This is a genomic window from Rhizobium sp. CNPSo 3670 (assembly GCF_057784555.1).
This window is the reverse complement of sequence record NZ_JBXSOL010000001.1, coordinates 277,602-289,765: the sequence shown is the minus strand read 5'-3', so window position 1 is coordinate 289,765 and position 12,164 is coordinate 277,602. Positions and strand designations below refer to the sequence as shown.

General features: G+C 61.6%; 10 protein-coding genes. 2 read left to right on the top strand and 8 right to left on the bottom strand.

Annotated features, from left to right (window positions below):
- The first annotated feature begins 135 nt into the window (after positions 1-135).
- Complete coding sequence (locus tag AC13QO_RS01445; RefSeq protein ID WP_285192067.1) at positions 136-1,137, top strand: 2-hydroxyacid dehydrogenase; 1,002 nt, start codon at positions 136-138, stop codon at positions 1,135-1,137.
- A gap of 30 nt (positions 1,138-1,167) precedes the next feature.
- Here AC13QO_RS01445 and AC13QO_RS01440 read toward each other — a convergent pair whose 3' ends face one another.
- From AC13QO_RS01440 to recF, 3 genes are read right to left on the bottom strand one after another with little or no spacing between them, the layout of a single operon-like run.
- Entirely contained in the window at positions 1,168-1,641 is a 474-nt protein-coding gene (locus AC13QO_RS01440; protein ID WP_488539724.1) for a GNAT family N-acetyltransferase, read from the bottom strand.
- A complete protein-coding gene (locus tag AC13QO_RS01435) occupies positions 1,638-2,471 on the bottom strand; it encodes a molybdopterin-synthase adenylyltransferase MoeB (protein WP_488539723.1) in 834 nt (277 codons plus the stop codon). The genes AC13QO_RS01440 and AC13QO_RS01435 overlap by 4 nt, the downstream gene beginning before the upstream one ends.
- Positions 2,468-3,592: a DNA replication/repair protein RecF gene (recF, locus tag AC13QO_RS01430; RefSeq protein ID WP_488539722.1), complete on the bottom strand. Its 1,125-nt coding sequence runs from the start codon at positions 3,590-3,592 to the stop codon at positions 2,468-2,470. The genes AC13QO_RS01435 and recF overlap by 4 nt, the downstream gene beginning before the upstream one ends.
- Before the next feature lie 381 nt (positions 3,593-3,973).
- Between recF and AC13QO_RS01425 the strand changes: the two genes are divergently transcribed.
- Positions 3,974-4,339: a helix-turn-helix domain-containing protein gene (locus AC13QO_RS01425; RefSeq protein ID WP_488539721.1), complete on the top strand. Its 366-nt coding sequence runs from the start codon at positions 3,974-3,976 to the stop codon at positions 4,337-4,339.
- A gap of 117 nt (positions 4,340-4,456) precedes the next feature.
- Here AC13QO_RS01425 and AC13QO_RS01420 read toward each other — a convergent pair whose 3' ends face one another.
- From AC13QO_RS01420 to AC13QO_RS01400, 5 genes are all read right to left on the bottom strand, one after another.
- Positions 4,457-4,657 carry a hypothetical protein gene (locus AC13QO_RS01420; protein WP_085776534.1) on the bottom strand — a complete coding sequence of 67 codons (201 nt, stop codon included), beginning with the start codon at positions 4,655-4,657 and terminating at the stop codon, positions 4,457-4,459.
- Positions 4,658-4,995: 338 nt separating this feature from the next.
- The gene (dnaJ, locus tag AC13QO_RS01415; RefSeq protein WP_085776535.1) at positions 4,996-6,123 is read right to left on the bottom strand and encodes a molecular chaperone DnaJ; all 1,128 of its coding nucleotides are present in this window, start codon (positions 6,121-6,123) and stop codon (positions 4,996-4,998) included.
- Positions 6,124-6,208: 85 nt separating this feature from the next.
- On the bottom strand, positions 6,209-8,125 hold the full coding sequence (dnaK, locus tag AC13QO_RS01410) for a molecular chaperone DnaK (protein WP_488539720.1): 1,917 nt from the start codon (positions 8,123-8,125) through the stop codon (positions 6,209-6,211).
- A 282-nt stretch (positions 8,126-8,407) separates the two neighbouring features.
- Positions 8,408-10,735, bottom strand: a complete 2,328-nt coding sequence (locus AC13QO_RS01405; RefSeq protein WP_488539719.1) for a transglycosylase domain-containing protein — start codon at positions 10,733-10,735, stop codon at positions 8,408-8,410.
- A 530-nt stretch (positions 10,736-11,265) separates the two neighbouring features.
- On the bottom strand, positions 11,266-11,958 hold the full coding sequence (locus AC13QO_RS01400; protein WP_434711801.1) for an SH3 domain-containing protein: 693 nt from the start codon (positions 11,956-11,958) through the stop codon (positions 11,266-11,268).
- Between the last annotated feature and the right edge of the window lie 206 nt (positions 11,959-12,164).

Sequence of the window (12,164 nt, the reverse complement as noted above, 5' to 3'; positions counted from 1 at the left end):
CCGGGCTTTTACATTCCACGGCTGCACCACGAGTTTTGTTTGTCTTCGCGTGCGGGTCTGGTAGAAATTGCCCGGAACGGGAAAATTATCACCCCTCTTGGTTAAAGACCTCTGAACAAGGCACCGCAGGCAGCCATGACAGCGAAGAAAAAACCGAAGGTCTACATCACCCGCAAGCTGCCGGATGCCGTCGAAACCCGAATGCGGGAGCTCTTCGATGCCGAGCTGAACATCGATGACACGCCGCGCTCCGTTCCCGAGCTCATTGCCGCTGTGCGGAATGCGGACGTGCTGGTGCCGACGGTCACCGATCGCATCGATGCGGCGCTGATCGATGAGGCGGGACCGCAGATGAAGCTGATTGCCAGCTTCTCCAACGGCACCGACCACATCGACGTCGAGGCGGCGGCGCGCAAGGGCATCACCGTCACCAACACGCCGAACGTCCTGACCGAGGACACTGCCGATATGACGATGGCACTGATTCTCGCGGTTCCGAGGCGGCTCGGCGAAGGGGCGCGGGTCCTGACCGACAAGCCGGGCGAGTGGGCCGGCTGGTCTCCCACCTGGATGCTCGGCCGGCGCATTCACGGCAAGCGGATCGGCATCGTCGGCATGGGGCGAATCGGCACGGCGGTGGCCCGCCGCGCCAAGTCTTTTGGTCTTTCGATTCACTACCACAACCGCAAGCGCGTCAATCCGGCCGTCGAGGACGAGTTGGAGGCAACCTATTGGGAAAGTCTTGACCAGATGCTGGCCCGCGTCGACATCGTCTCGATCAACTGCCCCTCGACACCGGCGACCTTTCACCTGATTTCGGCGCGCCGCCTGGCGCTGCTGCAGCCGACGGCCTATCTCGTCAATACGGCGCGTGGCGACGTCGTCGATGAAACCCAGCTGATAAAATGCCTGAGGGAGGGCAGGATCGCCGGCGCCGGCCTCGACGTCTTCGAGAACGAGCCTGCCGTCAATCCGAAGCTCGTCAAGCTCGCCAATGAGGGCAAGGTCGTGCTGCTGCCGCATATGAGCTCGGCGACGATCGAAGGCCGCATCGACATGGGCGACAAGGTCATCATCAATATCCGCACCTTCATCGATGGCCACAGGCCGCCGAATCGGGTGCTTCCGGGTCGTTGAGGAATTCGGGGGCGAATTGTTCGATGCGCGTCAGCGAGCGAGTATCTTCCGCATCTCGATGAAGGTCGTCCTGGTGAATCCAGGATGGGCCTTCTCGGCGGTTCTGGAAAATCCCCGGGCGGCAAAGACGGCGTGATTTTCGGTAAGCTCGATGCGTGTTTCCAGCCGCAAAGCAGCCAAGCCCAGTTCTGCAGCCGTCTCCTCGGCAACTGCCAGCAGACGCCTCCCGAGGCCCTTGCCTTGCGCTTCCGGCAGAACGGCGAGCTTGCCGACATAGAGACAATCGGCCTCCGGCCGCAGAAACAGGCAGCCGGTCAGTTTGCCATCGTCGATGACGACATGGCCGATCTCGGCCTCGGCCTTTGCTGCCAGCGCCTCCGCCGTGAGATTGAGCGCCGAGGACGGCGGATCGATCTTGCCGTTCATCGAAGCGAAGGCCGCGAGGATGAGGGCGAGCAGTTCGTCCCAGCGCGCGAAGTTCTGATCGAGGCGGATAATCCTCATCCGGCCTGCCTGGCGCGGCGGCGCCTATAGCGCACGCTTTCGAACCGGGCCGAGAGTGCGTCGTAAAGCAGCAGCCGCCCGATCAGCGGCTCGCCGGCGCCGGTGATGAGCTTGATCGCCTCCATCGCCATCATCGTGCCGATGACGCCAGTGAGCGCGCCGATAATGCCGGCTTCAGCGCAGCTGGGAATCAGACCCGCCGGAGGCGCCTCGGGAAAAAGGTCGCGATAGCCTGGGTTGGGCGCTCCATCCTCGGCCGTCTCATAAGGTTTTAGCACGGTTAGTGAACCGTCGAAACGACCGACGGCGCCGGTGACGAGCGGGATACGTGCTTCCTCCGCCGCATCGGCCGCGGCATAACGGGTATCGAAATTGTCGGAGCCGTCGATCAGGAAATCGAAGCCGGATAATTGACGCCGGGCAGTCTCGCGAGAAAAGCGTTCCTCGAAGCGGACGAGCCGGACATGCGGGTTGAGCCTGGCAATGGCTAAGGCGGCGCTTTCGGTTTTCAGCTCGCCGATCGTGCCGGAATCATGGATCACTTGGCGCTGCAGATTGGACAGCGACACCCGGTCGTCGTCGACGATGCCGAGCGTGCCGACACCGGCGGCGGCGAGATATTGCAGGATCGGCGCACCGAGCCCCCCGGCGCCGATCACCAGCACACGGGCGGCTTTGAGTTTCTGCTGGCCTGCGCCGCCGATTTCGGGGAGCAGGATATGGCGTTGATACCGGGCGATTTCATCGGGGCTGAGAGGTTCCATGGCGGCGATCGTAGCATGGCCGCCGACATCGGCAAAAGCGACATCGGGAAAAGCTGTCTCCCTCATCCGAACACCCTTCCGTCCGCAACCGTAAAGAACTGCGCCCTGTCGCCGAGGGCCGAGAACATTCCCCGATCCGTTCCGGTCATGAAGGCTTGACCTCCCAGTCCGTCGATAAGGTCGAACAACGCGGCGCGCCTGTTCTCGTCGAGATGCGCAGCGATCTCGTCGAGCAGCAGGATCGGCGCATGACCGGTGAGATTGCCGACGAGCCGCGCATGGGCAAGCACCAAGCCGACAAGCAGCGCTTTCTGCTCGCCGGTGGAACACCGCTCCGCCTCCATCGCCTTTTCGCGGTGGTGTACGATGAGGTCGGTCCGGTGCGGCCCCTCCAGCGTGCGCCCCGCGCCGGCATCGCGGTAACGGCTCTCGGCGAGCATCGCCGCGTAGTCGTCCTCGAGGTCGACCGAGGGCCGCGAGAACTGGCCGTCCATGAAGCCTGAGAGCTGCAGCGAGGCTGACGGGAAAGGTGAACTCTCCAGTGTTTCCTCGGTCAGTCGGGTCAAGAGGCCGAGCATCTCCTGGCGGGCGAGCGCCATGGCGATGCCGAGGCTTGCCATCTGTTCTTCGATACCGGCAAGCCAGGAAGGGTCGAAGCGACCTTCGTCCAGCAGCTTGTTGCGGCTGCGCATGGCGTGCTCGAAATCGCTCGCGCGGCGGCCGTGGGCGGGATCGAGCGACAGCACCAGGCGGTCGAGAAAGCGTCGGCGGTCGGCGGAGGCGCCGGTGAAGAGCCCGTCCATCGCCGGTGTCAGCCAGAGAAGACGCAGATGATCGGTCAGCTCGTCGGCGGTCTTAGCCGGGGTGCCGTTGATCCGAAGCCGGCGGGCTGTGGTGTCCTCGCCCGTTTCTATGCCGGTTCCGATCTCGACTTCGCCCTCCATGCCGTCAAGCGCCGCGAAGATCGAAAAGCCGCCGGCCGCGCCGACGCGGGTAATGTCGCGATAGGCGGCTCGGCGCAGACCGCGGCCGGGCGAAAGCAGCGAGATCGCCTCCATGAGATTGGTCTTGCCGGCGCCATTGTCTCCGGTCAACACGGCATGCCGACCATCGAGACTAAGGCTCGCGGCGGCATAATTGCGGAAGTCTGTCAGCTTCAGACGGGAAAGAGAAACCTTATGCGGCATTGCGTATCCGGGTTCGTGAAGCGTGACAGCTAAGCCGAAGCGGCGCGGTTGGCAAGCGCGCCGCTTCGCGCCGCGGATCGCGCGCACTTTACCAGAAGCATCGCAAACACGATCGATTCCGGAACTTTTCGGTACCGTTTTCCCAAATTCTGGAAAATACAACCGCATCAGAGGCCTCCGACATCGGGAGTCCTCACCGACGACGGTCACCGTCGGAGTTCTCGGATAGCCTGTATAGCAGGGCTTCTGCGACTTTCCTCCATGGCTGCTGACGTAACGTAATGCCCAGAAAAAGTCGGTTGAATTTTGCAACTGCCGGGTTGCGTTATCCCGGGAAAACGATATGGTGAACAAAAGGTTCATGTATAAGAGAGTGGTGAAGTGCCAGATCCGGTCGATATCATTGTTGGTCGCAACATCAGACAGCTTCGCGCCATTCGTCGTGTTTCCCAGCTCGAGCTTGGTGAAGCGCTCGGACTGACTTTTCAGCAGATCCAGAAATATGAAAAGGGGACGAACCGCGTTTCAGCCAGCAAGCTGCATCAGATCGCGGTTTTTCTCGGCGTCGAGATCTCCGCCCTCTTCGAGGGGACGGATATATCGGAATTCGGCGGCCGTATCGAACTCAGCCCTGATGCCTATGCCCTTGCGCTGAGCTACGACAGGTTGAACTCGGCTGCGGGCAAGGAAGCGGTCAAGACCATCCTTACACTCATGAGCGGCGACGTGGTCGAGAGCGCCGCCTGACTCAGCCGAAGCGGTCAGCTGATCTCGGAAAAGCAACACTTCTTCAGACAGGGACGATCACCGAATCATGTCGGGCTTGTCCGTAGCAGTAGACGCATTTCGCGACGCGCTGGTGAATCAGTGAATCTCGCACCCATGCAACGCCGTCAGCAGGTCGTCCTGCGTCTGGTGGCCGGCGTGGTAGAGGTCGATCGCGATACTGGCGATGGAAAGGCCCTGCTGGCTGCGAAGCTTGATATTGCGCTCGGCACACCATGTGTAGATTGCGCCGGCGAGAACGTCGACATCTTCGGACTGAGAGGAAAAGGCTGGCGCCATGATGGATACTCTTGCTTCGTGGTCCCCGTTAGAGCGTCTGCATCCAAAGGGGACGCGCCGGAAACGCTCTGTCGCTCTGAAACTGCGCATCACCCTCCTGACATCGATGCCGAGATACTGGTCATGCGCTGACGGCAGAGATTGGAGTCATTTTAAAAACTTGCAAGCGGCATCATCGGGCTGCGTTAACGCAAGTTCCTGTTCCGATCGGGCGCCGTGTCGATCTGGAACAGATCGCCCGGCATCAACTACCATGTCTCAAATCAGGATTTGCGCGAGCCAAAAAAGCCGGAGACGTTTCCATCCCCGGCTCTCGCGATTGCGTATCGATCGACCGCTCAGCCTTCGAAGAATTCCTTCATCCGGGCAAAGAAGCCGGTCGACTCGGGATTGTTCTCCTTGGAGGAAATCTGCTCGAATTCCTGCAGCAGTTCGCGCTGACGCTTGGTGAGCTTTTGTGGTGTCTCGATCTGGATCTGGATATAAAGGTCGCCTGTCTGCGCCGAACGCAGCACCGGCATACCCTTGCCCTTGAGACGGAACTGTTTGCCGGCCTGCGTGCCCTCAGGCACGCTCACCCGCGATTTGGTGCCGTCGAGTGTCGCGACATCGAAGGTTCCGCCGAGAGCAGCCGTCGTCATCGAGATCGGCACGGCGCAATAGAGATCGGCTCCGTCGCGCTGGTAGAATTCATGCGGCTTAACCGACAGGAAGATATAAAGATCGCCAGCCGGTCCGCCGCGAGCCCCGGCTTCGCCCTCGCCCTGCAGGCGGATGCGTGTACCATCCTCGATACCGGCGGGAATATTGACCGAGAGCGACCGTTCTTCCGTCACCCGGCCCTGGCCGTGGCACTTCGGGCACGGATCGGGAATGATCTGGCCGCGGCCGTGGCAGGTCGGGCAGGTCCGCTCGATCGAGAAGAAGCCTTGGGCCGCGCGCACGCGGCCCGAGCCCTGGCAGGTGCCGCAGTTCTTCGGCTGGGTGCCTGGCTTGGCGCCCGAACCCGAACAGACGTCGCAGGTGATGGAAGTGGGAACGCGGATCTGCGCCGTCTTGCCAGAGAAAGCCTCTTCCAGCGTTATTTCCATATTGTAGCGAAGATCGGCGCCGCGTTCCCGGCCTCCCGCGGAGCGCTGGCGCGCCCGGCCGCCGCCCATCATCTCGCCGAAAATATCCTCGAAGATGTCGGAGAAGCCGCCACCGGCAAAGCCGCCGCCACCGCCTCCCATGCCGCCATGTTCGAAGGCCGCATGGCCATAACGATCATAGGCTGCCCGCTTTTGCGGGTCCTTGAGCATCTCGTAGGCTTCGTTGATTTCCTTGAACTTCCGTTCGGCTTCCTTGTCATCCGGGTTCTTGTCCGGATGATATTTCATTGCCAGCTTTCGGAAGGCGCTCTTCAGCTCTTTCTCGTCCGCCGATTTGGCTACACCCAGAGTTTCGTAAAAGTCCGCTTTTGCCATTAAGGATTAAACCCCGGAAATGGATTTCCGGCTGCCATGGTGAGCAGCCGGATCAGGTGTTGAAGCATAACCACGCGGCCGCGGATTACGCGGACTTCTTGCGGTCGTCGTCCTTGATTTCCTCGTAGTCGGCGTCGACGACATTGTCGCCGCCTTCCGCTGAGGTATCGGCCGCAGCGCCGCCTTCGGCCTGCTGTGCTTCATAGATCGCCTGGCCGAGCTTCATGGAAACTTCCATGAGCGTCTGGGTCTTGGCCTTGATGTCTTCGGCGTCGGCTTCGGTTGCCTCGGTCGAGGACTTCAGCGCGGCGATCGCATCCGAGATCGCGGTGCGGTCGGCTTCGGAGACCTTGTCGCCGTAATCCTTCAGCGACTTTTCCGTAGAGTGGATCAGGCTCTCGGCCTGGTTCTTGGCTTCGACGGTCTCGCGACGCTTCTTGTCTTCGGCAGCATGCGACTCGGCGTCCTTGACCATCTTTTCGATGTCGGCGTCGGAGAGGCCGCCGGAAGCTTGGATGCGGATCTGCTGTTCCTTGCCGGTGCCTTTGTCCTTGGCCGAAACCTGCACGATGCCGTTGGCGTCGATGTCGAAGGTGACTTCGATCTGCGGCACGCCGCGCGGCGACGGCGGCAGGCCGACGAGGTCGAACTGGCCGAGCAGCTTGTTGTCGGCAGCCATTTCGCGCTCGCCCTGCGAAACGCGGATGGTGACGGCCTGCTGATTGTCTTCGGCGGTCGAGAAGGTCTGGCTCTTCTTGGTCGGGATCGTCGTGTTGCGTTCGATCAGACGGGTGAAGACGCCGCCGAGCGTTTCGATGCCGAGCGACAACGGGGTGACGTCGAGCAGCAGAACGTCCTTGACGTCGCCCTGCAGAACGCCGGCCTGGATGGCGGCGCCGAGCGCAACCACTTCATCCGGGTTGACGCCCTTGTGCGGCTCCTTGCCGAACAGCTGCTTGACGACTTCCTGCACCTTCGGCATGCGGCTCATGCCGCCGACGAGAACCACTTCGTCGATTTCGGCAGCGGTGACACCGGCGTCCTTGAGGGCTGCCTTGCAGGGCGCGATCGTACGCTGGACCAGATCGTCAACCAAGCTCTCGAGCTTGGCGCGGGTCAGCTTCAGCGTCAGGTGCTTCGGGCCGGAGGCGTCAGCCGTGATGAACGGCAGGTTGATTTCGGTCTGCTGCGACGACGACAGTTCGATCTTGGCCTTTTCCGCGGCTTCCTTGAGGCGCTGCAGGGCAAGCTTGTCGTTCTTCAGATCGATGCCGTTGTCCTTCTTGAATTCGGCAACGAGATATTCGACGAGGCGCATGTCGAAGTCTTCACCGCCGAGGAAGGTGTCGCCGTTGGTGGACTTCACCTCGAAGACGCCGTCACCGATCTCGAGGATCGAAATATCGAAGGTGCCGCCGCCAAGGTCGTAGACGGCGATCGTCTTGCCGTCCTTCTTGTCGAGACCGTAGGCGAGAGCGGCAGCGGTCGGCTCGTTGATGATGCGCAGGACTTCAAGACCGGCGATCTTGCCGGCATCCTTGGTTGCCTGGCGCTGCGCGTCGTTGAAGTACGCCGGAACGGTAATGACGGCTTTCTCGACCTTTTCGCCGAGATAGGATTCGGCGGTTTCCTTCATCTTCTGAAGGATCATCGCGGAAATCTGTGCGGGCGAGTAGCCCTTTCCATTGGCTTCGACCCAGGCGTCGCCATTGTCGCCCTTGACGATGCTGAAGGGAACGAGATGCTTGTCCTTCTCGACGGTCGGGTCTTCGTAGCGGCGGCCGATCAGACGCTTCACCGCAAAAAGCGTGTTCGTCGGGTTGGTGACCGCCTGGCGCTTGGCCGGCTGGCCGACGAGGCGCTCGCCATCATCGGAAAAGGCCACCATGGAAGGGGTCGTGCGCGCACCTTCCGCGTTCTCGATGACCTTTGCGTCCTTGCCGTCCATGACTGCGACGCAGGAATTCGTCGTTCCAAGGTCGATACCAATTACTTTTGCCATGTCATTCTCTCCTTGAAGCAAGCTGTCGGAACCCCCAGAAGGCATTTCCCTGACAGCCCCTTACGGGATGGGTCTACTTGCGATTACGCAATCGTGATTGCGGTGATGCGGCGTATATAAGGAGCGGTTTTCTCGACTGCAAGGCGGGAAATGGCCCCGAATCCGGCAAAACGAATGTGTTGCCTTCAATTTTCGCAGCAGCCGGGAAAGAGGCCGCCCGATCCGCGGAAAGCGTACGATTTCTAGGATAGATGGCTTGCGCCGGGCATGCAGCACGGAATCTCATTGACCCATGATCAGGTCGAGCAGGGTCGTGCGCCGAGGCTGCACCGAAGAGGTCGTCTGCGACCCACCGACATCGCCGGGCGGCACGATGCCGTCGTAGCCTGAACTGCCGCCGTCGGCTACGTCTGCAGGAGGAACAGGGCCGTTGCCGGGGCTTGCCCGCTGTTGCCGGACAGGCGCCTGTGGATACCGTTCTGCATTCTCGCCGCCGCCGAAGACGCCGGAAATGATGCCGCCGATCGTCGTCTGTGGCGGCACTTCGGCCGTGACCGGCTGCCCGCCGTCGGGCGCTGCCTGCGCCATCGGCTGGCCGCTGTTCGGATCGTCGATGAGCTGGCCGTTGCCGAAGAGCGGCGCCGGCGAAAGACCCTTGTGGGCGGCGACCATGAATTCCTTCCAGGCTTTGGCTGGAAGACCGCCGCCGGTCACCTTCTTCATCGGCTTGCCGTCGTCATTGCCGAACCAGACGCCTGTCGTGAGGTTGCTGGTAAAGCCGACGAACAGCGCGTCGCGCGAATTCTGCGTCGTGCCGGTCTTGCCCGCCGCCTGCCAGCCGGGAATCTTGGCACTCTTGCCGGTGCCATTTTCGATGACTCCCATCATCATCGCATCCATCTGCGCGGCGATCTGCTCGGAAAGTACGCGCGGCGGACTGTCATAGGTATTTTCGTAGAGAACCTTGCCCTCGGCGGTCGTCACTCGGCGGATGACGTGCGGCGTCGCCTTGTAGCCGCCGTTCATGAAGGCTGCATAGGAGGCGGTCAGTTCCATCAGCGACACTTCGGACGTCCCGAGTGCAATCGAGGCGTTCGGCTGCAACTCGCTTTCGATCCCCAGCCGGTGGGCGAGCTTGATCACCTGATCCGGCCCGTCATACATGACCAGCTGCGCGGCCACCGTGTTCAGCGACTTGGCGAGTGCGGTCGCCAGCGTCACTTCGCCATTGTATTTCTTCTCGTAATTCTCCGGCGTCCAGTCGCCGATGCGAATCGGCGCGTCGTTAAACACCGAAAATGGCGTCAGCCCTTTTTCCAGCGCCGCCGTATAGACGAAGGGCTTGAACGAAGATCCCGGCTGGCGCTTGGCCTTGACGGCGCGGTTGAACTGGCTCGTCGCATAGTCTCTGCCGCCGACGAGCGCCCGGATCGCCCCGGTGCCATCGATCGAGACCAGGGCCGCCTGCGAGGCATCGAGCTTGCCGCCCTCCTTGTCGAGCACGTCGACCAGCGACTGCTCAGCCTTCTTCTCCAGCGATTTGTCGATCGTCGTATCGACGATGATGTCTTCCTTGACGTCGCCGATCAGTCCCGGCAAATCGTCCATGACCATATCGGCGACATAGTGCCCGGCGCCCGACCAGTAGCTCTTGGCCGAAGCCGGGGTCTGCGACATCGCTGTCTTGACCTCGGAATCGGTGATGAACCCCTGCTCGCGCATCGCCGCCAGCACGAGCTGGGCGCGCGCATTCGCCGCTTCCGCGTCGCGGGCCGGCGAAAGCCGCGACGGCGCCTTGAGCAGGCCCGCCAGCACCGCTGCCTCACCGAGGTTCACATCCCGCGCAGATTTGTTGAAGTAGCGGCGAGAGGCCGCCTCGACGCCATAGGCGTTCGATCCGAAGAACACCCGGTTGAGATACATCGCAAGGATCTGGTCCTTGGTGTATTTCTGCTCCAGCCAGAGCGCGAGCAGCACCTCCTGCACCTTGCGTTCCAGCGTTCTCTCGGGAGAGAGGAAGAGATTCTTGGCAAGCTGCTGCGTCAGCGTCGAACCGCCCTGCACCATGTGGCCGGCCGTGAAATTGGTGACGATCGCCCGCCCAAGGCCGAGCGGATCGACGCCGAAATGCGAATAAAAACGCCGATCTTCGATGGCGATGACGGCTTCGGGAATATAGGGCGACATGTTTTCGAGCGACAGCGCCTCGCCGCCGGTGGCGCCGCGATTGGCAATGACGCTGCCGTCGACGGCGGTGATCTTGACGTTCGGCGGACGCTCGGGGATCGCCCATGTGCTGGCGCTCGGCATGCGCGAGCCGTAATAGAGAACGAGCCCGGCAACACCGATGCCGGCCCAGATGAAAAGCACGACGCACCAGTAGACCACGCCGCGCAGGAAACCGAAAAGGCCGCCGCCTTCACGCTCCCGCGGCTCGCGCCGCCGCTGGCGGGCGGCACGCTGCGGCGGGGGCCTGGAGCCGCCGCGACGCGCGGATCTGCTTCCGATGACGCGGTCATCGGCGTCGAGCGAAAATTCATCATCTTCGCGGGCCGGGCGGCCGCTGAAGGACGGTTCGATTCTGTCGCCTGATTTGCCTCTGCCTGCCATCGCGGACCGGTCGCATCCCCTGTTCGATCGCGAAGCCCACTTCGCATAACGGCGCCCTGTTATAGCGCCGGGCGTCTCTTCAGACGCGAGAAGGACGCTGTAGCACTTTGAAGTGCTGCATAATTTTGTCCTTAAACTGATTTCGATTTAAGGAACCATACAGCGGGCGACGCGATCATCCGAGTGAACTGTAATTGCGGCGATTTAACGGGGTGTTAAAGGACGACGAGTGAGTGGTCGCGCTGTCGAGGCGCGCGGGTCATGACCACAGACCCGGGAGGCGGTGTAACAATAAAATGGAATTGCTGATTTAAGAATTATGCACCGACTGGAACCAATAGGCTCGACGGCTGTTTATGGAGAAGCGGGACAGCCCCTCACGTCCCGCGAATGATCGGCCGTCTCCCCTCAACGCGCGCCGATCGACATCAGGCCCGGTGCATCCCCCCAAGGAGCGCCGGGCTTTTTCTCGGCTCCGTTCACGATGAGTGCTGTTGAGAAAAGGGCGACATCGCTGCCGCCCTGCTCTTTCAGTCGCACTTGGGATCGCCGGGACGGCAGACGAAGGGCGAGGCCCTGGGGTCCGGATGATTGTAGGTGTCGGCTTTGCCGCCTCTGAACTGCGGCAGGTCACGGAAATCCGAGCTCCTGGTATCCCTGTCCCGACGCTCCCGCCTGCGAGCTTCATCTCTGCGGTCGTCCCGTCGATCCTCGTCGCGCCAGTCCCGGTCCCGGTCGCGATCCCGACGATACTCGCGGACCCGGTAGTCCCGATCCAGGTAATCCCGATCCCGATAGTCGCGGTCACGGTAATAATAGTCCGGGCCGCGGCTCCAGCGGTCACGCTCGCGATAAAAATCGCGATGGCGGTAGTAACGGTCCCAATAATTGCCGACGCTGAAGGTGACCAGCGGAATGCCGAGCGGACGGTAATATTCCGGGCCAACATAGACGCGGCGTTGCTCGTAGACTGCCTGCACGTACTGGCCCGAAACCCAGCCGCGGCCGCCGTAGAATTCGACGTCACACCAGTTGACGTTGGAAAGGCATCCACGGATTTCGACGGACGAACCGGCGGGTATGACGGCGACGGCGGGATACCGGGTGCTTGGCCCTGCGCGCATGTTGACGTTTGCCGTCGAGTAACCCTCGGCGGCCTGCGCTATTGCCGGAGCCAGCACAAGCAGTGTGGCCGCGGCTATTTTGACGATGAGTTTTTTCACGCTTCTCACTCCTCGTTGGCGTGTTTTCTGGCAGCGCTCGACTGCCTTTCCTTGGCATATGCCATTTGGAACAAAAGATAGAGCGATCGCCGGCATTTGTTAGGGCGTCACCATTCGCTTTTCTTTCAATACTTTATAGGCCGAGCGCGATGAACGTAGCTTGAACGGGGGGAGATTTGTGCTCTCATGCGCTGCTACAGGGCACA